The sequence below is a fragment of the Ruminococcus sp. XPD3002 genome (genome assembly GCA_900119535.1).
In the GTDB taxonomy this organism is placed as follows: Bacteria; Bacillota; Clostridia; order Oscillospirales; family Ruminococcaceae; genus Ruminococcus; species Ruminococcus flavefaciens_H.
In genome coordinates this window covers 1-21,178 of the sequence record FPJT01000009.1, presented here as the reverse complement: position 1 = coordinate 21,178, position 21,178 = coordinate 1, and the positions used below count along the sequence as shown (strand labels likewise).

The 21,178-nt window shown below is 45.6% G+C and carries 18 protein-coding genes; 12 read left to right on the top strand and 6 right to left on the bottom strand.

The genetic code is table 11. The annotated features are described in order from the left end of the window. The first annotated feature begins 37 nt into the window (after window positions 1-37). From BT127_RS09375 to BT127_RS09355, 5 genes are all read left to right on the top strand, one after another. Window positions 38-1,477, top strand: a complete 1,440-nt coding sequence (locus BT127_RS09375; RefSeq protein ID WP_075424749.1) for an FMN-binding protein — start codon at window positions 38-40, stop codon at window positions 1,475-1,477. Between the two features lie 823 nt (window positions 1,478-2,300). Further along, entirely contained in the window at window positions 2,301-2,558 is a 258-nt protein-coding gene (locus BT127_RS16300; protein WP_082334982.1) for a spore coat associated protein CotJA, read from the top strand. Continuing rightward, complete coding sequence (locus BT127_RS09365) at window positions 2,555-2,803, top strand: spore coat protein CotJB (protein ID WP_075424748.1); 249 nt, start codon at window positions 2,555-2,557, stop codon at window positions 2,801-2,803. The genes BT127_RS16300 and BT127_RS09365 overlap by 4 nt, the downstream gene beginning before the upstream one ends. 3 nt (window positions 2,804-2,806) lie before the next feature. Then, window positions 2,807-3,373, top strand: a complete 567-nt coding sequence (locus BT127_RS09360; protein ID WP_075424747.1) for a manganese catalase family protein — start codon at window positions 2,807-2,809, stop codon at window positions 3,371-3,373. Window positions 3,374-3,464: 91 nt separating this feature from the next. Continuing rightward, on the top strand, window positions 3,465-5,834 hold the full coding sequence (locus tag BT127_RS09355; protein WP_082334981.1) for a glycoside hydrolase family 9 protein: 2,370 nt from the start codon (window positions 3,465-3,467) through the stop codon (window positions 5,832-5,834). A gap of 188 nt (window positions 5,835-6,022) precedes the next feature. On the opposite strand, the gene BT127_RS09350 is transcribed toward BT127_RS09355, so the two are convergent. Both BT127_RS09350 and BT127_RS09345 read right to left on the bottom strand, forming a co-directional pair. Continuing rightward, window positions 6,023-7,456: a carboxypeptidase regulatory-like domain-containing protein gene (locus BT127_RS09350; RefSeq protein ID WP_075424746.1), complete on the bottom strand. Its 1,434-nt coding sequence runs from the start codon at window positions 7,454-7,456 to the stop codon at window positions 6,023-6,025. After that, complete coding sequence (locus BT127_RS09345) at window positions 7,453-8,685, bottom strand: hypothetical protein (protein ID WP_075424745.1); 1,233 nt, start codon at window positions 8,683-8,685, stop codon at window positions 7,453-7,455. Before BT127_RS09345 ends, BT127_RS09350 begins: the two co-directional genes overlap by 4 nt. Before the next feature lie 286 nt (window positions 8,686-8,971). Here BT127_RS09345 and BT127_RS09340 point away from each other — a divergent pair, with 286 nt between their 5' ends. Together BT127_RS09340 and BT127_RS09335 are read left to right on the top strand one after the other, a co-directional pair. Next, a complete protein-coding gene (locus BT127_RS09340) occupies window positions 8,972-9,673 on the top strand; it encodes an ABC transporter ATP-binding protein (RefSeq protein WP_075424744.1) in 702 nt (233 codons plus the stop codon). Between the two features lie 10 nt (window positions 9,674-9,683). Continuing rightward, window positions 9,684-11,978 carry an ABC transporter permease gene (locus tag BT127_RS09335; RefSeq protein ID WP_075424743.1) on the top strand — a complete coding sequence of 765 codons (2,295 nt, stop codon included), beginning with the start codon at window positions 9,684-9,686 and terminating at the stop codon, window positions 11,976-11,978. 91 nt (window positions 11,979-12,069) lie between these two features. On the opposite strand, the gene BT127_RS09330 is transcribed toward BT127_RS09335, so the two are convergent. Further along, entirely contained in the window at window positions 12,070-12,828 is a 759-nt protein-coding gene (locus BT127_RS09330; protein WP_318257214.1) for a MerR family transcriptional regulator, read from the bottom strand. Between the two features lie 257 nt (window positions 12,829-13,085). Here BT127_RS09330 and BT127_RS09325 point away from each other — a divergent pair, with 257 nt between their 5' ends. The 5 genes from BT127_RS09325 to BT127_RS09305 all read left to right on the top strand — a co-directional run bounded on the left by BT127_RS09325 (window position 13,086) and on the right by BT127_RS09305 (window position 17,761). Then, the gene (locus BT127_RS09325) at window positions 13,086-13,319 is read left to right on the top strand and encodes a hypothetical protein (protein ID WP_075424742.1); all 234 of its coding nucleotides are present in this window, start codon (window positions 13,086-13,088) and stop codon (window positions 13,317-13,319) included. 1 nt (window position 13,320) lies between these two features. Next, window positions 13,321-14,319, top strand: coding sequence for an alpha/beta hydrolase (locus BT127_RS09320; RefSeq protein WP_075424741.1), 999 nt, complete (start codon window positions 13,321-13,323; stop codon window positions 14,317-14,319). A 22-nt stretch (window positions 14,320-14,341) separates the two neighbouring features. Then, entirely contained in the window at window positions 14,342-14,908 is a 567-nt protein-coding gene (locus BT127_RS09315) for a sugar O-acetyltransferase (protein ID WP_075424740.1), read from the top strand. After that, window positions 14,898-15,593: a cyclophilin-like fold protein gene (locus BT127_RS09310; protein WP_075424739.1), complete on the top strand. Its 696-nt coding sequence runs from the start codon at window positions 14,898-14,900 to the stop codon at window positions 15,591-15,593. The genes BT127_RS09315 and BT127_RS09310 overlap by 11 nt, the downstream gene beginning before the upstream one ends. 521 nt (window positions 15,594-16,114) lie before the next feature. Next, window positions 16,115-17,761 carry a carbohydrate binding domain-containing protein gene (locus tag BT127_RS09305; protein ID WP_075424738.1) on the top strand — a complete coding sequence of 549 codons (1,647 nt, stop codon included), beginning with the start codon at window positions 16,115-16,117 and terminating at the stop codon, window positions 17,759-17,761. Window positions 17,762-17,827: 66 nt separating this feature from the next. On the opposite strand, the gene BT127_RS09300 is transcribed toward BT127_RS09305, so the two are convergent. From BT127_RS09300 to BT127_RS16825, 3 genes are all read right to left on the bottom strand, one after another. Next, on the bottom strand, window positions 17,828-19,333 hold the full coding sequence (locus BT127_RS09300) for a recombinase family protein (RefSeq protein WP_075424737.1): 1,506 nt from the start codon (window positions 19,331-19,333) through the stop codon (window positions 17,828-17,830). 2 nt (window positions 19,334-19,335) lie between these two features. Continuing rightward, window positions 19,336-19,506 carry a hypothetical protein gene (locus BT127_RS16830; RefSeq protein WP_175541948.1) on the bottom strand — a complete coding sequence of 57 codons (171 nt, stop codon included), beginning with the start codon at window positions 19,504-19,506 and terminating at the stop codon, window positions 19,336-19,338. Window positions 19,507-19,629: 123 nt separating this feature from the next. After that, a partial coding sequence (locus tag BT127_RS16825; RefSeq protein ID WP_318257213.1) for a dockerin type I domain-containing protein occupies window positions 19,630-21,178 on the bottom strand: 1,549 nt, incomplete at its 5' end.

Here is a 21,178-nt window from a genome sequence, read left to right as displayed (position 1 = left end):
ACGGCACAGGGGGCAAAAAACGGAAAGGAACTTTTTTATGTTATTTCTTGTCTCTCTTGTAATAGCATTATTATTTTCATTCCTGTGTGACAAAATTCTGAAAAAACATCCTGTCCCCTTCTACATAGCCGCATCCGTTGTTACAGTCGCAGTCATCGTTATATCTCAGATGAGTTCAAACGGTGATATAGTCATAAGCAGTCCGTTCGTAAAGAACTATGTTCTCGGCATCTTTTCACGAGGCGCACTTGCTGCCGCACTCTGGGCAGTTGTCATGTACGCAGGCGCACTTCCGAACGGTTCTGCACCAATAAAGAAGCTCATGCCCATACGCGGAGAGCTATCCATTTTCGCCGCTGCCGTAACTCTTTCCCACATCGTTACCTACGGTATGAAGTACATTAATTCGCTCATAAACAAGCGTACAGGTACAGGCTCGGCACTTGTTCAGTTCACAGCAACAAGTATCATCTCACTTGTAATGGTACTTATAATGCTTCCTCTTACCGTTATTTCCTTCAAGGCGATAAGAAAGAAGATAAACCCGAAGAAATGGAAGACTATACAGCCTTTCGCCTATATCTTCTATGCGCTCATCTATGCTCATATCATGGTGCTTTTCGTACCGAAGGCAAAGCTCGGTCAGGAAGGCTATATGTTCAGCATAATAGTCTATACACTGGTGTTTGCAGTGTATGCGGCAATGCGTATCAGAAAGTGGTACATCGCAAAGAAAAAGCCCGAAAGCAAGGCTGCCATAAACAGTATTTGCACAGTTGCCGCAGCTGCTGTCCTTGCAGGTGCAGTATGTATCTCACTTAAGTCACAGACTGCCGCAGAACCTCAGAGAGGCAAGCGCCGTGAACGTCCGCAGATAACCGAATCACAGCAGACTACAGAGGCGCAGAAGGAAGAAAGTACCGATACAGCAACAACTGCAGTTGTAAGCGGCACCGACCTTAAGTCCGATACCACAGCAGTTTCGGGAAGCGAGGGTACTGCCGCCGCTTCATCCTCTGCACAGACTGCAACAGAATCCGTAACTGCATCAGCTACAGAAGCCGCTGAGGAAGAGAACGAGCAGAACGATACACAGTCCGAATCCGAAAACAAGTCCGACGATAAGGAAGAGGAGAACAACTCCGCTCCCGAACCAGAAAAGAAAGAGGAAGCCGCACCGACTCCCGAACCTGTTCAGGAAAACCACATCTATAAGGACGGCATTTACGAGGCTTCGGCTTACGGCTATGACGGTGACGTAAGTGTAAAGATAACCATAGAAAATGACAAGGTCGTTTCTATCGAAGCGTCGTCTGAGGAAGAGGACCTCTCTTACTTCAACTCGGCTAAGGACGCAGTCATCCGCTCTATTATTTCCGCTCAGGACACATATGTGGATGCCGTTTCAGGAGCTACATACAGCTCAAACGCAATTATGGAAGCCGTTGAAAAAGCAATGAATTCCGCAAAGAACTAAACAAAGTAATCAGAAAGCAGTATAGGGGCGCTTTCCGAGCGCCCGTCGATACACGTACAACCACATGCAACCTTAATACCCTGTAGTTGGTCGTCCGCACAGAAATCAGAAAGCAGAAAGCAGTGTAGGGGCGCATTCCGTGCGCCCGTTGTTAACCCTAATAATATGAATAGAACATTGTAGGGACGGCGATTCGCCGTCCTTTAATACACGTACATCCACATGCAAACATGATACCGTGTAGGAGCCGCCTTTGGCGGTCCGTTGCATTTGACCGTATGTATTGGATCATGCGGGCTGCCAAAGGCAGCCCCTACAATCTGTTCATCATAATTATATTGTTATCTGAGGGCGCTCGGAAAGCGCCCCTACAATTGTTTAACCATATATGTACGGTCATCTGCGGACGGCCAATGGCCGTCCCTACAAGGTATCAGGGTTGTGGGCGATTGTACGTGTATCGACGGGCGAGCGGAACTCGCCCCTACACTAAGCTCCGAGTTCTTTCAACTGCTTTCTGCGCTCTTCAAGCACCCCTTTTTTACCTTTTTTCCTTATGAACCTTTTGTACCTTTTGTCCCACCGTCCATGAGCTGCTGCATCAGAAAAATGCTGTTACACAGAATATTCACGTATCGATTAAAAAAATTAACTATTACCCCAAACAGCTTATTATTGATTTGTCAGATATGGTACAGGTAAAAAAGGTACAAAAGGTTCAAAAGGTACAAAAGGTCAGTGTAACGCTTCCCTGCATAGATACATAATATAAACTGTGCAGAAGAGGTCTGCACGATCTCCTCTGCATGAAAGGAGGAGCAATATGAATCTGAATCTTTTCGATGATATCGACGGTCTTGTGCTGAGAGAACGCGAATCTGTCCTCACAGAGACCGATCAGGAACGTAAACGTCCCGTATCAGCAGACGCAACTTCACGCTTTCCACAAAACACTCCGCTTGCTATGGCTTATGTACCATTCCAGCAGTGGGGCGAGACCTATCAGCATGACGATGCTCTGGAATACGGCACCCTTTTCCCCGAGCTGAATTTCCCATTCAGGAAAGGAGAAAGATCATGAACGAAAAAAGAAAACTGCTCAATAAGATACGCCAGTACGACTTCACCCTTAAAGAGCTGAACCTCTATCTCGACACTCACCCCAACTGTCCGCGGGCGCTTGCTATGTTCAGAAAATATAAACAGCTTCGCATGAATGCTGTGAACGAATACGTCAGCAGGTACGGTCCCCTTATGCCAGAACAGAACAACGATGCAGATCACTGGGACTGGATCGACGATCCATGGCCGTGGGAAAGGAGCTAATTTATGTGGCAGTATGAGAAAAAACTTCAATATCCCGTCAATATCAAAAATCCCAACCCCAAGCTCGCTAAAGTCATCATTACTCAGCTTGGCGGTCCTGACGGAGAACTTGCTGCATCCCTGCGTTACCTGAACCAGCGGTTTGCGATGCCCTATGCCGAGGTCAAGGGACTGCTAACGGATATAGGCACAGAGGAACTTGCCCACGTAGAGATGATATCTGCGATACTCTACCAGCTCACCAAGGGTCTCTCGATAGAAGAAATAAAGGCAAGCGGTTTTGACGAGTATTTCGTAGACCACACAACGGGTATCTATCCTGTAGCCGCATCGGGCGAACCGTTCACCGCAGCCTATTTCCAGTCCAAGGGCGATATAATCACCGATCTCCATGAAAACATGGCTGCCGAACAAAAAGCCCGTACAACTTACGATAACATCCTTCGGCTTGCGGACGATCCCGATGTAAGGGATCCCATACGTTTTCTGCGTCAGCGCGAGATAGTCCATTATCAGCGATTCGGTGAAGGGAACCGTACTGATTCAAACATTCTCACATCATATCATTGACACGATGAAATAAATGAAGTATCTCGTTGACTTTTTGGACTATATGCGTTAAAATATAGATGACAAATATTTTTCGGAAAGGAATGAGGTCATGAAAATATTCAGACGTATATCCGCAATGGCTGCTGCACTGGTAACTGCCTCTGCTGCAATCAGCTTACCGCAGCCGGTAATGCAGTCATTTGCGGAGACAAATCCCGATGTTGCCGATTACTACGAGACGGACAACAACTGGGCGAAGCTTCTTCAGTATACGCTTTACTTCTATGATGCCAATATGTGCGGAACGAAGGTAGCCGACAACACCCTGCTGTCATGGCGCGGCAACTGTCATACTTACGATGCAAAAGTCCCCATGCAGTCAATAGACACTAACCACACGGGAACCAATCTTCCTGCATCTTTCATCAAGGAGAACAAGGATATCCTCGATCCCGACGGTGACGGTTATATCGATGTATCAGGCGGTTTCCATGATGCTGGCGACCACGTTAAATTCGGTCTTCCCGAAGCTTATGCAGCCTCGGTAGTATCGTGGGGTTATTACGAATTCCGCGATGCATACACAAAAACAGGTCAGGACAAGCACGTTGAAACTATCTGCCGCTATTTCTGCGACTATTTCATGAACAGCACTTTCCGTGACAAGGACGGAAATGTTGTTGCTTTCTGCTATCAGGTAGGCGACGGAAGCGTAGACCACGAATACTGGCAGTCCCCCGAGATAGACGCTATGGGACGTCCCGCATTCTTTGCCACATCAGAGCTTCCCACAACGGATGACGTATCCGAAAGCGCTGCTGCACTGGCTATCAATTACTACAACTTCAAGGATACCGATCCCGAGTATGCGGAAAAATGCCTCGACTATGCAAAGGCACTTTTCGATTTTGCAAACAAGAACGATAAAGCTGTAGGCCCTCCCGGTGAAGGTCCCATGAGCTTCTATACATCAAGCAAGTGGGAGGACGATTTCTGCTTCGCGGCAGGCTGGCTCTACCTCATTACAAAGGATCACGATTACCTTAAAGCCTGCGAGCCTTATATCGATTACTATGCACCTCCGGGATATGTTCTCTGCTGGAACGATATGTGGAACGGCGTAGGCATAGTTTTCGGACGCATACAGGATATCTATCCCGAAGTCTGCGAGGAGACTCGTGAAGCAATAGGCAGAGGTCCCTATGAAAAGCTTGATTTCTGGGAAATGGAAGCAAAGGCTATCAATACAGTCATGACCAAGACCAAGAATATGACTCCCGCAGGCTATTTCCACCTTGATACATGGGGAAGCGCAAGATACAATACCGCAGTTCAGTTCACAGCGCTGGTATATGACAAGTATCAGAAGGGCAAAGACCGCTACAATGAAAAGAATCCCGACTATACCTTCACTAACTGGGCGCTCGGTCAGATGGAATACCTCATCGGTGATAATCCGCTGAACAGATGCTATGTTGTGGGCTTCGGAGACAATGCGGTCAAGTTCCCGCATCACCGTGCGGCATCAGGTCTTACAAAGTGCGAGGATCCTGCTGAACACAAGCACGTTCTTTACGGCGCTCTTGCAGGCGGTCCCGATGAAAACGATGAGCATAACGACATCACTAAGGACTACATCTACAACGAGGTAACTATCGACTACAACGCTGCGATCGTTGGTGCGGCAGCAGGTTTCTACCTCTATAAGAACGACGATACCATGAAGCCCGAGGAGAACTTCCCTCCTGCCGAGAAAACGGACGATTCACAGATATTCTCAGGTGACGATTTCTGGGTTTCGGGATATTGTTCGGACGCTCCCGAAGCTACAGGCGCAGGCGTTACAAAGCTCACATTCTTCGTGAATACCGATTCCCTCGAACCTCACGACGATATCTCGATCCGCTATTATTTCAGCATTGACGAGTTCGAGAACAAGACCATCCCCGGAAGCTTCGTGCTTCAGAAAACATACGATCAGGTAGAGACCGAAGTAGCTGACAGGTCAGCGGTGCTTTCAAAGCCGAAGCAGTTCAAGGATAATATCTGGTATATCGAAATATCATGGCCTGATTACGCTATAGCAAACTCAAACAAGAAGTATCAGCTCGTAATAGGCAACTATTACGGTGAAAACTGGGATTCATCCAACGACTGGAGCAAAAAAGGCATGATAGACCTTACCGAGGAAGGTGAGGACTACGATAATATCGTCGGCGGAGTCGAGTTTGCAAAGCGCTGCGAAAATGTCTGCGTTTATGCCGACGGCAAGCTCATCGGCGGTACAGAACCTGACGGCACAAAGCCTGCAAAGGTCTATAAGACAGCACAACTTGTACGTCTCAGCAAGATGCTTCACGGCGAGTCACCTTTCAGCAGTAAGGAAGTTGCAGACCAGTTCGATTTCAACGAAGACAAAAAAGTCGATATCTTCGACCTGGTACTCCTCCGCAGACTGGTCATTTCATCAAATTCGTAAAACACACAGTCTTACGGATATAACCTTATATATCATTCTTCCGCATTGTTCACAGTGCGGAAGTTTTTTTATTACCTGTCATGGTGAGAACTATATTTTAAAGGCTAAGAAAAAATCGGGGAACACCTTGTTCAAAGGTATCCCCCGACGATTTATGTGTATGCGATAGGATGCTGTTTTCCGTTATATCAGGCAATTTTTTCAGCAGCTTCTGTTGCCTGAACTATTTCTTCATCAGCTTCAGTCTCAGCCTTTTCGAGCATTATTGCTTCGGGCACTGTCTCGCCGCTTATGCTTATCTCGGATGCCTTGAAGCCTTCAGCAATGATCTCGAGCCTGTATTCACCCTCAGGCAGTTCAAATGAATAGTTTCCTTCTGCATCTGTCTTTGAAGTCATAACAAGCTCATCTCCGCTGTAGACATTTACAACAGCATCGGCAACGGGAGTTGTCTCATCAGCTGCATCATAAATGATTCCCGATACAGCAACAGACTGAACTGTCTCTTCAACAGCAGGTGCGCTTGCGGACTTAAGAAGCTTTGCAGCAGCCTTCTTTGCCTTAATGCTGTCTGCGATCTCTTTTATCTTTGCATTTACGCATCTTGCATATGCTTTCGCACCTTCCTCATTCGGGTGGATAGAATAAGAACTTGCAATACCGCTCTGGTCAAGATCCTGATCCTGCTTTGTGAGTATGATCTTGTTTATCCATGCATTGTCGGAGTATGCCTGATGTCCTCCGTCCTTATCGAACTCGGGCTCTACATCAACGAAGTAGATATTCATTCCCTGATCTCTGCACTCGTTGACTATATCAAGTATGCTGTTATTGAATTTCGTAACGTTATCGTTTACGATAGTGGCTTCCTTCTTGCTGATAAGAACGCCCTTTCCCTCTTTATCAAGAAGCTTAGGATAGCCTGCTACGATAATATTCGCCTGATCGCCTGCAGCAGACTGTATATCTGTATAAACGTCCTTGATATTGGCTCTTATGGAATCAAATCCTTCCCATACGCTGTCCATCTGTTTTTCAAGCTTGAGCTTATCGCTTCCGAAATGGAGGTATGTACTTCCTGTAGCGCAGGTAGTGATTATCTCCTGGAATCCGACATCATTTCCTCCGACGGTAAGTGTGACATAATCAACATCATTGCCTGCCTTATTGAAAATATCCATCTGCTTCGGAAGGTATGAAGTTGTTTTGAAAGTCTTGAATAAAGAAAGTCGCTTGTAGGTATCCTTTCTCTGGCGCACCTGACTGAAATGCTTTGTCTCGGCACCCGAAGCAGCACCGAAATACCACTTGCACTTCGCCGAATTTGTTTCCTTTACGTTATAGTCCTTCATTTTGCCGCTTATGTCAGGTATTTCGAGCATACCCGGCCAGCTTTTTGTGGATCTGTGTGCAAGCCAGTCCTCGTCATAAACTCTGTCTTCCCACGCCTTGTTCTGTCCGTAGAATGCAGGGATTCCTTCTCCTGATGAATACGAATCTCCGAGCGATACAACTACCATTGTATCATCATTTGCAGCAGACGTGCAGAAAGGGACAGCTGAGAGCATCATTACTGATGCAAGTGCGGAAGAAATGCATTTGTTCATAAATTTGTTTTTCATTTTCTGGTCACCTCGTCATAATTCAGTTTATCGAGTTTTTCACTCGTGATCTTTTCCACGACCTTTAAAAGGACCGCGGATTCCTTCGGTACTGTCTTGTAAAACTTATTGCCCATTTCTGTATAGCTTGTAAGAGTATCGGTCTCAGAAACAAGTATCTGCGCATCGATATCCGATTCAAGATTATATGATGCAGGATTTGCAGCTATAGTCCTTCCCACGATAAATACAGACCATATCGAACCGTCCGAAGCAACATAGAAGGTCTGATACATAGGATGCTTTGCGTCTGAATCGGGAGAAGCTTCGGCTTCATCGGTGTAAGTGCCGTCCATATTGTAGTCATAGGTAAGCGGATACTCGTTAAAGCCTCTCTCGGACATAAACCTTATGGCTTCCTTTTCAGAGAAAACCTGTTCAGTCTCTTTTGCATCTTCCACCGCTACTATCTCTTCCGAGTTGTCCTCGTAGTATTCCTCAACAGCAGCCTGCATATCCGATATTTCCATAGTGTACTTTACGGAAGCCGTGATATCGTATGTCTGACCATCAGCAGTAACAGTCTCGCTGACTGAAAAAGTATAAGTCCCCGAGCCTTCAGCTTCTGCATCCGTCTGCGTTATGAAACTACCCGATGCGGCAGCGCAGAGCAGTATCACCGTAATTTTACCTCTGCCTTTCTTTTTAACTGCAATGAGTCCGACACCTGCCGTAAGAACAAGCAGACCTGCTATAAGCAGTTTCATCCCATTTCCAGTATCTCCGTTATCATTTCCGCTGTCAGCTGATACGGACAATGGTTCTGTAACAGTAGTATTCACGGCAGTTTTGGAAGTAGTGACCGATTCGGTAACGACTGTCTCTTCTGACGAAGCGGCAGGAACAGTGGTCACCTGCACCATTTTATCGGGAACAAAAACGAGCTCCGAGCTTATCGAATCGCCTGACATTATATAGGTCGCCCGCAGAACTGCCTGACTGCTTTCAGACAGGTGATAACCGTCAGGTATGATACCTTCGAGAGTAACATCTGTAATATCCGAATCGCTGTTGTTTTCAAGAGTGATATCTGCGGTGATATTATCATCCTTGCTGTAAACACTTTTGTCTGCCGTAACAGAGAGCGTAATACCATCCTGTGTTTTTTCCGCTGCATAGGAGGTCAGGCAAGGCAAACCGAGCATTATTGCAGATGCAAGCAAAAACGATGATAATTTTTTCAGCTTCAAGATAAATCTCACCTCATGAAAGTCAGCTATGACAAAAACTTGCATTATTTTACAATCAAATACGTTTATACTATATCATAATTACCATTTATTGTCAAGTGATTAAAGCAGTATCGGAAGATTATTCCGCCTCAGAAATGGTAATACGTAATAAAAAGTATGAACTTCTATAGCAATACTGAGCATATTGTAATGAAAATCGTTTCAACAGCTTGTAAAATAAGTTAGCACATGATATAATATAAATGTAGTTTGTATAAACTAACTTTATAAGGGAGGAATTGAAATGACAGCAGTTGAATTCAAGGATGTGGTCAAGACCTACGGCAAGGGCGAAGGTATGCAGATAGCAGTGGATCACGTAAGCTTCACCATAGAGAAAGGCGAATTCGTGGTCATACTGGGACAGTCAGGTGCAGGTAAGTCCACAGTTCTCAATATGCTCGGAGGTATGGACGTTCCCACCGAGGGAAAGGTAATGGTTGACGGCAAGGAGATATCCTCTTACAACGATAAACAGCTTTCAGAGTATCGTGCTGATACCATAGGATTCATATTCCAGTTCTATAACCTGCTTCCGGGACTTACAGCATACGAAAATGTTGCGTTAGTAAAGGATATCAAAAAGTCGGCGCTCAGTCCCGATGAGATGCTCGACCGTGTGGGACTTTCAGACCAGAAGAACAAATTTCCCACACAGATGTCAGGCGGTCAGCAGCAGAGAGTTTCTATCGCAAGAGCTCTTGCAAAGGATCCCAAGATAATCCTCGGCGATGAACCTACAGGTGCGCTGGACTCCGAAACAGGAAAGCTGGTAATAGACCTGCTTCAGAAGCTCTCCACCGAGGGCGGAAATACCGTTATACTCGTTACACACAATGCAGATATAGCGAAGTGTGCAAATCGTATAATACATATGCGAAACGGTAAGATAAAGTCAATAAAGACCAACGACAAGCCATTGTCCGTCAACGATATCGAATGGTGAGGTGACGGCGATGCTGAAACGTAAAATGCTAAGGGACATTAAGGCGAACTTTGCACAGTTTTTCTCGATAATGCTTCTGTCTCTCATAGCCATGTGGTGCTATACGGGATTTCAGGCAAATGTTATCGGCGGAGAAAAGGCAAGAAAGACTTTTGAGGACAATGCCGTATTTGCGGACGGCTGGATATACGGTGCAGATTTCGGAGAGGAGCAGCTTAAAAAGATATCCGATATAAACGGAATAGATAAAGTTCAGCTGCGTACCGAGGTCCTCGGAAAAGCGGACGAAAAATACAATACCGCCGAGATGTACTGCTATTTCCAGAAGAACACAGACGTTACCATTCCCCTTACCACAGAGGGCGAGGATTTTGACCCCGACGATGAGGAGGGACTCTGGCTGTTCAGCAAATTTGCGGAGACATGGGGAATACATGTGGGCGATAAGTTCACCGTTCACGTTATGGGACTTGATATCGAAAAAGAAGTCAAGGGACTTATAGTAACTCCCGAATACGAATTTGCCTGTGCCTCTACAGATACGGATACGGACTTTCATAACATAGGATTTGCCTATTTGTCACAGAAGGTCCTTCCCGAAGAGATGCGGATAAACAACGAGATGATATTCACCTGCGATGACAAGGCTCTTAGCTATGAAAATGACATTGCAAAGGCTCTTGACGATAACTACGCTTATCTTGCCGACAGGAACAGTATCCGCGGCTGGTATCAGCTTTCGGACGAACTTGCACAGCACAACAGCTTCTCGTATATCTTCTCTTTCGTTTTTGTTGCGATAGCGCTTCTCGTAATTATCACGACAATGAAACGAATGATAGCTCATCAGAGAACGCAGATAGGTACACTCAATGCCCTCGGTATGAAAAAGGGAAAGATACTCCGTCACTACCTCAGCTACAGCTTTGTACTTTCGCTCATAGGCTGCCTGCTTGGAATAATACTCGGTATCTTTACCTTCGGCAGACTGATGGTCGATATGTTCAGCCAGTTCTATACCATACCAGGATGGAAGCCGGGATTCAACTACAAGAGCATCATAGTTGCGGCAATTCTCATACTCATATGTACGGGAACTTCATATTTCAGCTGCAAGCAGATACTCAGGATACATCCTTCCGAAGCCCTGAGACCTGCTGCGGCAAAGACTGCAAAACCCTGTATATTTGAAAAGCTGCCATTCTGGAACAAGCTGAGCTTCAACGCAAGATATAATCTCCGTGATATCTCACGCTCGAAAATGAGAGCCTTTATGGGCGTTTTCGGAACGTGCATGGGTATGATGATAATGTCGCTTGGACTCGGTGCATACGATACTTTAGACTATGTACGCAACTGGTATTTCAACGATATACAGAACTATAAATATCAGGTCCTGCTGAATGACAGCTGCACTCCCGAACAGGCAGAGGAGCTGAAAAAAGAAACTGACGGCGAGCTTGTCGCTATGGAAGCTATCTCTATCGCAGCAAAGGACCATCCCACTTCGGACGGCATTATCACATGCCGACTTGCGGTCACAGAGGGCGAACAGCTTTACTGCGTATCGGATACAGAACTTGATACAACCCCTATACCAAAGGGTACAGTTGCCCTTACCATGAAACAGGCAAAGAAACTCGGTCTCTCAGAGGGAGACAATGTCTACTGGAAAACCACTACAGGAACAAAATGGAATGAAAGCAAGATAGGACTTATCTCACGTCATCCGAATATTACGGGTATAACAATGCTCCGTGAAGATTATGAAAAAACGGACCTGACCTTCCGTCCCGTTATGCTCGTATCAAAGAACAACTGCGAAAATGCAGCGGATAAGGACTATGTTTCCGCAGTTCACAGCATGGATGACCTTATTGCGGCTTTTGACAAGATGATGGAAATCATGGATCTTCTGGTTTATTTCATGGTCATATTCTCAGTTCTGCTTATTGTTATAGTTCTCTATAATTCGGGAAATCTGTCCTTCAACGAGCGTGAAAAGGAGTTCGCTACACTTAAGGTGCTCGGCTTTAAAAGCGGTGCAATAAGAAAGCTCCTTTCAACTCAGAACCTGTGGCTCTCGATACTGGGAGTAATATTCGGTATACCTATCGGAAGAGCACCGCTTCAGGCAATGATGGATTCAAACGGCGATGCAGTGGACTGGCCGTGCTATATCTCACCATTATCGTATTTACTTGCAGCGATATTTGTTATGACCGTATCCGTACTTGTAAGCTTCCTTTTCTCACGCAGGATAAAAAGGATAGATATGGTCGAAGTCCTCAAGGGTATGGAGTAAAATACCTGTCCGCTAATTCGGGATATCTGACATAATACAGAAAAAATGCCATTCGCATGAAAAACCTCATGTGAATGGCATTATCTTTACACTATTTGCAGTATGCCTCTATAGCCTGATGTACGAATTCAGCAGTGCCTTCACCGCCTGCCTTGTCGATATTCCCGGTAAATTCGCCGCCGCTTGCGTACATTTTTCCGAGTCCGAGGAGTATCTCATTCGTGCAGTTGTAGAAATTATCGCAGAAAAAGTCCTGAAGCTTTTTTACCTGTGCCTGAACTGCATCGTCGGTGGGAGCGTGATCACGCATAGCGCCGAATTCTGCGAACAGTGCCATTGTCTTTTCTGCGAGACTGATATCGTCATCAACTGTTCGTCCTGACGCTTTTTCCTCGTATTCCCTGTATTCCGCAGTATCGCCCCACTGTTCTGCGGCACGTTTTTTGTAGTCCTCAAGCTTGCTCTTGTCGAATGCTGAAAAATCTGTTTTATTACTCATATCGTTCACTCCTGACATTTTGATCTTAACCGCGAAAGCAATGAGTTTGTCAAGATGATCACGTCTCAGCTTCAGAAGTCCTATCTGCTGTTCAAGTGCCTTTTCGGCGTTGAAATGCGGATCCGAGATGATCGCTTTTATCTCCTTCAGAGGAAATGCAAGCTCTCTGAAAAGCATTATCTGCTGTAGCTTTTCCAGTGCCGTATCGTCATACAGCCTGTAGCCCGAATCGGTATATCCGCTTGGTGATAACAGTCCTATCTTGTCGTAGTATTGCAGTGTGCGCACACTGAGTCCCGTTATCCTGCTGACCTCATTGACTGTCATTGAAGTTCCGTTGTCTGCGACCATTGAAACGACCTCCTTTGTCTTTCGCTGTATATACTATACACTATTACGTAACGTCATAGTCAATACTCCGAAGCCAACTTTGTAGACATGCACAATTTTCACGATAAAACTTGTGCAATGTGACTTGAAGTCCTTGATGATATTGTAATCGGAGCAGTTTGTGATTCTCTGTAAGAATGGCAAGCTATGAAAAATAGGTATTTTACATTTCAACAATGATGTGCTATACTGTAATTACAGAAAACAGAGGTGACAGTATGGCAAACGCAGCAGACAAAAATGCCTGTATCAGGGAAAATCTTCTTGATGCAGGACTTTCCGAGGAATGTACGGATAAATGCATGAAAATGCTTGATAACGGCGATATAACTGCCCTTAAAAAGCTCCTTGCAGACCACCGCAGAGAACTGCTTGAAGGCGTTCACAAGTACACCTCACAGCTGGACTGCCTGGACTACTTCACCTATAATCTAAGAAAAGAGGTACACTGAAATGAAAGAAGAAATGCTCACATTAACACAGGAATGGGATAAGACCTTCCCACAGTCCGACAAGACCGAACACAAGAAAATCACCTTTCACAACCGCTATGGCATTACTCTTGCGGCGGATATGTACATCCCGAAAAATGCAGAGGGAAAGCTTCCTGCGATCGCAGTATGCGGACCTTTCGGCGCAGTAAAGGAACAGTGCAGCGGACTTTACGCCCAGACACTTGCAGAGCGCGGATTCCTGACCATTGCATTCGATCCTTCATTCACAGGCGAAAGCGGCGGTCAGCCAAGATATATGGCTTCTCCCGATATCAATACCGAGGACTTCATGGCTGCAGTAGACTTCCTTTCCGTGCAGGAAAACATCGATCCCGACCGAATCGGTATACTCGGTATCTGCGGCTGGGGCGGTATGGCTGTTAATACTGCCGCACTTGATACACGCATCAAGGCAACCGTTGCTTCCACAATGTACGATATGACAAGAGTCAATGCAAACGGATATTTCGATTCGGAGGACAGTGAGGAGAAACGCTACGAGAAGAAAGTCGCTCTCAATGCTCAGCGTATTGCGGACTACAAGTCGGGCGAGTATGCACTCGGCGGAGGAGTTATCGATCCCCTTCCAGAGGATGCACCTTTCTTCGTAAAGGACTACCACAGCTACTACAAGACTGACAGAGGATATCATCCCCGTTCTCTCAACTCCAACGGCGGCTGGAACGTTATCGGCTGTATGTCCTTCATGAATCAGCCTATCCTTAAGTACAGCAATGAGATACGCTCGGCAGTTATGATAATGCACGGCGACAAGGCTCATTCATTCTATTTCGGCAAGGATGCATTCGAGAACATGACAAAGGACAGCAAATACACCGACAACAAGGAGCTTCTTGTTATTGAGGGAGCTTCTCACACCGACCTTTACGACGGCGGCGAAAACAATGCTATCCCGTTCGATAAGCTTGCAGAGTTCTACAACAAATACCTTAAATAAGCAATACACGGAGGAAACATACATGACAACAGAGGAATTCATCAGCTTCATGAACAGCGGTCAGCAGGTCACGGCAGAGTGCGGAGTCCATCAGACCATGCACAGACTCAGTCAGGAGGCTATCCGCATCACTATGGAGATAAACAACCGTTATCACACTCCCGAGGAGATAAATGCCCTTATGTCTGAGCTTATCGGCGAATCTGTGGAAGTTGGACTGTTTCCTCCCTTCTATACCGACTGCGGAAAGAATATACACCTCGGAAAAGGCGTGTTCATAAATGCAGGCTGCAAATTCCAGGATCAGGGCGGCATATATATCGGTGACGGTGCGCTGATAGGACACAATACCGTACTCGCAACTCTAAACCACGGGCTTCTTCCCGAAGAACGCCATGACCTTATCCCCCGTCCCATACACATCGGTAAAAACGTCTGGATAGGCTCGAACTCCACTGTTCTTTCGGGCGTCACTATAGGCGATAACGCTATAATTGGCGCAGGTTCGGTAGTAACAAAGGATATCCCCGAAAACATGATAGCTGTTGGTTCGCCTGCAAAAGTGATAAGGAGTATCTATGAAAAATAAAATTGTATCGGCAGTTGTACTTTCATCCCTGATGATATTTACAAGTGCCTGCGGAAATGTTGAGGAGTCTGCTGAGAATCCGGTTACGGAAAAGCATACCACTGAATATTCACAAGCGGCTGCACAGGACATCACCTCAGCTGTGACTTCGGAGATACAGCCGCAGGAAAAAGCAGGTGATACCATGAAAATGACTGTAAACGGAAAAGACTTTGAGATCACCCTTGAAAATAACGATACAGTTACGGCATTGAAAGAACTTATACCAATGACTCTTGATATGTCCGAACTCAACGGCAACGAGAAATATTATTACCTTGATACGGAACTGCCCTCAGCTTCCGAAAAAGTGGGAAATATCAACGAAGGCGATATCATGCTTTACGGAAATAACTGCCTTGTGGTGTTCTACAAGAGTTTCTCAACGCCTTACAGCTACACGAAGATAGGACATATAAGCGATACAAGCGAACTTGAAGAAGCTCTCGGAAAAGGCGGCGTTACACTGACATTTCAGTCAGACAACATAACATATACCGAACCGGATATGCTTGCATTAAATGACTTTCTCCTTACGAAACAGACTTCGGAAGATATAAAGGATAAAAACTACGACCTGAACGGCAGCGGCAGTCTTGATACTTTCGACCTTTGCCTTATGCGGAACAGGCTTTCACAGCAGTAAACAGATACAAAGGACATTATTGCTCCACCCGATACTTCAAGAGTTATCAGGTGGAGCAATACTCATACAGGAGCTTCCTGAATCGGCGATATATCGTTATTTATATTGTCCAAATGTCAAGAAAATGCTATTTTTATCATGATTTTGTTATGAATAATCCCCCTTTACCATTATAATAAATGTGTACTCAGTAACCGCCTTTGGGCGGTTACTGCCCCGAACTTTGTTCGGGGAGCGCAAATTCCCTGAAATATAAAGAATTTGTGTGTCACATTTCTTTATGTCAAGCTCATTTTGCCCGAAAGGGCAAAACAAAGTGCAAGAAAAACCTTTAATATCATTATTTTCTTGCACTTTGCCAACTAAAAAACGGCTTTGGAAGCTATAATAAGCCATTTTTTAGTTGTTGAGCAGACATTAATAAATATAATAAAGAAAAAACAGTAATTTCATAACTTACGAAGGCGGAATTGAACCATATCGCTCAACGGCGATAAATAATCCTGAAACGGGGGTCACTTATGAAAAAGATATTACCTGTGATCGCTGCGGCTGCTATGACTGTGTCCGCAGTGACGTCCTCTGCTCTCACGGCTGACTGTGCTGATACAGATAACGGTTATCTGCTCAGCTTCTCCTTTGAGGACGGAGACGAAAACTGGGAAGGCAGAGGAAATGCATCTGTTGCTGTTTCTTCCTCTGCTGCACTGACGGGAAGCCGTTCACTCTACTGCACAGGCAGAGACAGCGCATGGAACGGCGCTTCCTATAAGCTCGGCAGCAATTTTACTGCGGGTACTGCTTACAGCTTCAGCGCTAATGTTATGTATAACGGCGGTATGGACGGCGAATTGTTCCACTTTACCATGCAGTACGACATCGACGGTGAGGCAAAGTATGAAAAAATAGCAAGCGCCGAACTGAAAAAGGGAGAGTGGACTCAGCTTGCAAATACAAGCTTTACTATCCCTGCAGGTGCGGAAAATGTGTACATCTATGTAGAGACAGAGGAAAACAGCGCAAGCAGCGTAATACCTAACTTCTATCTGGACGAAGTAAAGGTCGCTGAGGAAGGTGTTATCATCAAAGTTCCGAAATTCATCCTCGGTGATGTGAATTCGGACGAGTGCCTGAATTCTCTTGATGTTGTATCTGCAAGACAGCTTCTTACAGCTTCCGAAAAGGATGCGGAGCTCGTAAAGCTTGCTGATGTTGATAAGAGCACTGAATTTGAGATCAACGATGTCATACTCCTGCAGGAGTTCCTGTTCGGAAAGATAAGCGAGTTCCCTGATAACAGTCCTGAGCCGCCTCCGGAGCCGATAGAGGAAGTGACTCCCTTTGCTTATGAAAAGAATAAGCAGTTCAAGGCTGCACCTGACAGCTATTTCAATACATGCTCACAGCAGGGAAAAGTCACAAAGGAGACCTACAACGGTATCAGAGGCAACAAGTCGCTTAATGTATATACCCCATACAACTACGATCCATCAAAGAAATACAATATTTTCTATCTGATGCACGGCGGAAGCGAAAACGAAAATACCCTTTTCTTCCAGAACGATACAATGATACAGAATCTTCTCGATCATATGATAATGAACGGTGAGCTTGAACCGCTGATCGTTGTAACTCCTACCTTCAACGGCAACGGCAGTAAGGCAGAGAACTTCTACGAGGAGTTCCGCGAGAGCGTTATCCCATTCGTAGAGGGTAAGTATTCCACTTATGCAGAATCTACCTCTGAAGATGATATCCGTGCATCAAGAATGCACAGAGCATACGGCGGATTCTCAATGGGTGCGGTATCGACCTGGGCTGTATTCAAGAACGATCTTGATCTTGCAGGCTACTTCATGCCTCTCAGCGGCGATCACTGGACAAACGGCGATAAAGCCGCAGAGATAGCAGGTGCTGTTGACAGCGGCGGGTATAAGAAGAATCAATATTTCATCTTTGCCGCAACCGGTTCAAATGATATAGCTTTCAAGAATGAGAATCCTCAGATCGAAGCTATGAAGAAGTATGACCAGTTCATATACACCTCGGATTTCTCAGAAGGCAACCTTTACTTCCTTGTAGCTAACGGATATGAACACACATGGCGTCAGGTAAGGCACTATATATACAATGCTCTGCCTTACTTCTTCCACGAAACAGGCAAATAATATTCCTGTTATATAATGCAGTGATCTTTAAGGCAGTACCGCAGGCATTGTGCGGTGCTGCCTTATTCATATATTCCATATTATCTCAGCATCGCCGTTTTCGTACAGACTCACCGCCTTTACAAGTATGCTGCACACCGAGCGCTTCTCCGCAAAGGCCGCTTTATCCCATTTCTTCGAGAGGTCGGTAGTTTCCGCTGAGGAAGCACGTTCCAGTACCTCAATAGCACTCAGGTAATGCCGTTTCTCCTCAGTCAGCTTTAAGGCTTTTTCGTTCAGAACCGATATAAGCTCGGATACTGCACCGCTGTTCATAACAGCTTCGGCAACAGAATCCAGCTTCTGTTCCGCCGATTTCAATTTCAGCTTCAGTTCATTCAGCCGTGCGGTATCCTCTGCTGAACGGTCTTTGTTTTTTCCGCGGATGTTTTTCAGCTTTTCCGAGATATATCCGTCCATCATATCCTCCATATCCGAAACGTATATCGTCGGCTTTATTCCTTTGCAGGTCTTTTTGTTCGTCCTTCCGCTGCACATGAAATACCGCCTTGAACCGCTCCTGACAGTTGTCATTGTATGTCCGCACAAGGAACATACCAGCTTTCCCGAAAGCCATGATGTGCGGTTGCTAAGTGAGTTGCCAATCTGTCTGTTCTGCTCCAGCTTATGCTGACATTTCAGCCACGTTTCCGAATCAACCAGTCCCTCGCTTTCAAGAAGGACTATCTTCATATCGCTCCAGTCATCAAGTGAGGCATCGTGTACAGTCCTGCCGTACAGCTGAACATTATGCCTGCCGCTGAAGCTTTCAAGTCCGCCGACTATGCGTGTACCTTTCTGCTCAAAATAGCTGTAGATATCCGCATCCGCTCTTGCGTATACAGGATTGCGGAGCATCGAACCGAGCTTTCCCGTAGTCCAGTCAGCGCCTCGCAGGGGAACGATGTTATTTGCAAGGAGTTCAGCCTGCAGTGTCCTGAGAGTAACGGAAGGCTGTGAATATGCATCAAATATGTACCTTACCTGTTCTGCCTCGTTCTCTTCGGGTACTAAATACTTCGTCTTTATGCCGTGTATGACAGTTTCGCAGAGCCTGTAGCCGTAAACCTGCCTTCCACCTGTATAGAGTCCCATGTCACTGCGCTTCTCAAATGCGTCCCGAACACGGTTTACAATGGATTCACGTTCAAACTCCGCAAACACCATGAGTATCTTGCATATCATCTCACCGTAGGCTGAACCTGTATCAAATCCCTCCTGCGAGCTTGAAAAGCTGACATTGTATCGCCTGAAATCCCGAAGCATATCAACGAAGTCCACTATCGAACGTGAGATGCGGTCCAGCTTATACACGATTATCTTTCTTACTCTGCCTCTGCGGACCTCCTTCATAAGCCGCTGAAAATCGGGACGTTCCGTATTCTTGCCCGAATATCCCCTGTCCGAGAAACACCTTACACCATACTGCTGTTCATCGGGACGCAGCGCTCCCTTACAGTATTCAAGCTGAGTTTCGATACTCACAGAATTGTCCCTGTCTATGCTCTGCCTTGCATACAGCGCCGTGTACATGCTCACTTTCTGCCTGCAAGGACAATGAACAGTTCCTCTGCTATCTGTTCTTCGGTATCGTATGCATCATCAGTCAATACGACCTTATGCGTTACGGTATGTACTTTGTCCTTTGAGTCCGTGTAATAAGTTGTGGCTGTATACCGCGTTTCAAGTCTATTTATATTTATCATGCCATTCACCTCCCGTGAGATAATATGCACCCCACAAGCTGTCCTATACCATACGAGAAAAGCCGTTCACCCGAATGTATTTCAGGTGAACGGCTTTCTGTTTTAGCGGTTCTTATATTGTAGTTATATAAGCTTTAAGAGTATCATTCTTAATGTGATAGAGTCGAAGAGGTTTACACGTCCGTCGCCGTTTACATCGCAAGCTGCGGTTATTTTGCCTGAGCATGCGAGAGCCTTGTTAAGTGTTACAAGGTCTGCAACATTAACCTTTCCGTCGTCGTTGATATCGCCCTGTAAAGCCTTAGGAGCTGTTGTGGTTGCAGGTACGGTAGTAGCAGCAGGCTTTGTTGTTGTAGCAACTGCCTTTGTAGTAGTTACAGGCTTAGCTGTTGTAGCAGCTGCCTTTGTAGTAGTAGCTACTGCCTTTGTCGTAGTTGCAGGCTTTGTAGTTGTTGGTGCAGGTACTGTTGTAGTAACAACTGGGTTTTCGATTATAGGTTCAACACCTGCCTTGAGTGCGTTGAGCATGAGCTCGAGGTCCTTGTAGTCAAGAGCCTTACCGGGCTCGTAGATGTCAGCATTTATTTTACCCTGCTCTGAAGGTACATAGTCTGATGTACTATCAATGTATCTCTGGAACATTACTGCGTCCGCAACATTGAATACAGTGTCGCAGTTGAAATCGCCGAGAGCTGTCTTTGAGCCTACGTTGACGATCTTTTCTGTAGGAAGATCATTTGTGCCGTTTATGAATTCTGCAATAGCAGCAACGTCCTCGAAGGTTATACCTGAACCCTCCTTGTATACGTCTGCATTCTTAAGTCCCTGTTCGGAAGGCTTGTAATCAGTCGAACCCTGTACATAGCTGTTGAGCTGCATAACGTCCTTTGTGTTAACTACATTATCGCAGTTGAAATCGCCGAGAACTGTCTTTGAGCCTACGTTGACTATCTTTTCTGTTGGAAGCTTGTTTGTGCCCTTTATTGATTCTGCAATAGCAGCAACGTCCTCGAAGGTTATACCTGAACCCTTCTTGTATACGTCTGCGTTCTTAAGTCCCTGCTCGGAAGGCTTGTAATCGGTCGAACCCTGTACATAGCTGTTGAGCTGCATAACGTCCTTTGTGTTAACTACATTATCGCAGTTGAAATCGCCCAAGAGGTAGTGCTGTTCCAGATAATCATCTGAATAAACAGGAATACTCCTCTCACCGTTGATCTGGGCTTCAATAGCCTTTGCATCTTCTACTGTCAGACCTGTACCGGGATCGTATACATCACCGTTTCTGAGCGCCTGAAGGGATATCTTTCTGTTTCTGTCGGTGTCGTTGAGCCAAGACACGATACCTACTGCATCCACGATATCAACTACTCCGTCGCAGTTGAAATCTCCCGGAAGGACAGGCTTATCAAGATCGTTGATAATATTCTCAGATTTTAGACTAACCCCACTTACCCCCAGCGAACCTTTGCCTGCAAGAAATTCTATAATCTTCCGAAGATCATCAGCATCAGGATTTGCTCCTCCCGGATATGCACCACGTGCATTTTCAAATCCCTGTTCTGTAAGAGGATATTTCGACGAATCTGAGAGGTACTTATTGAGTAATTCAGCATCATTGAAATCAACATCTCCGTCACAGTCTACATCTCCGTAAATTATTTTAACATTA

Coding starts and splice junctions, on each gene's coding strand:
- BT127_RS09375 (WP_075424749.1), top strand. CDS start 38: ATGTTATTTCTTGTCTCTCTTGTAATAGCATTATTATTTTCATTCCTG.
- BT127_RS16300 (WP_082334982.1), top strand. CDS start 2,301: ATGAATCTGAATCTTTTCGATGATATCGACGGTCTTGTGCTGAGAGAA.
- BT127_RS09365 (WP_075424748.1), top strand. CDS start 2,555: ATGAACGAAAAAAGAAAACTGCTCAATAAGATACGCCAGTACGACTTC.
- BT127_RS09360 (WP_075424747.1), top strand. CDS start 2,807: ATGTGGCAGTATGAGAAAAAACTTCAATATCCCGTCAATATCAAAAAT.
- BT127_RS09355 (WP_082334981.1), top strand. CDS start 3,465: ATGAAAATATTCAGACGTATATCCGCAATGGCTGCTGCACTGGTAACT.
- BT127_RS09350 (WP_075424746.1), bottom strand. CDS start 7,456: ATGAAAAACAAATTTATGAACAAATGCATTTCTTCCGCACTTGCATCA.
- BT127_RS09340 (WP_075424744.1), top strand. CDS start 8,972: ATGACAGCAGTTGAATTCAAGGATGTGGTCAAGACCTACGGCAAGGGC.
- BT127_RS09335 (WP_075424743.1), top strand. CDS start 9,684: ATGCTGAAACGTAAAATGCTAAGGGACATTAAGGCGAACTTTGCACAG.
- BT127_RS09330 (WP_318257214.1), bottom strand. CDS start 12,828: ATGGTCGCAGACAACGGAACTTCAATGACAGTCAATGAGGTCAGCAGG.
- BT127_RS09325 (WP_075424742.1), top strand. CDS start 13,086: ATGGCAAACGCAGCAGACAAAAATGCCTGTATCAGGGAAAATCTTCTT.
- BT127_RS09320 (WP_075424741.1), top strand. CDS start 13,321: ATGAAAGAAGAAATGCTCACATTAACACAGGAATGGGATAAGACCTTC.
- BT127_RS09315 (WP_075424740.1), top strand. CDS start 14,342: ATGACAACAGAGGAATTCATCAGCTTCATGAACAGCGGTCAGCAGGTC.
- BT127_RS09310 (WP_075424739.1), top strand. CDS start 14,898: ATGAAAAATAAAATTGTATCGGCAGTTGTACTTTCATCCCTGATGATA.
- BT127_RS09305 (WP_075424738.1), top strand. CDS start 16,115: ATGAAAAAGATATTACCTGTGATCGCTGCGGCTGCTATGACTGTGTCC.
- BT127_RS09300 (WP_075424737.1), bottom strand. CDS start 19,333: ATGTACACGGCGCTGTATGCAAGGCAGAGCATAGACAGGGACAATTCT.
- BT127_RS16830 (WP_175541948.1), bottom strand. CDS start 19,506: ATGATAAATATAAATAGACTTGAAACGCGGTATACAGCCACAACTTAT.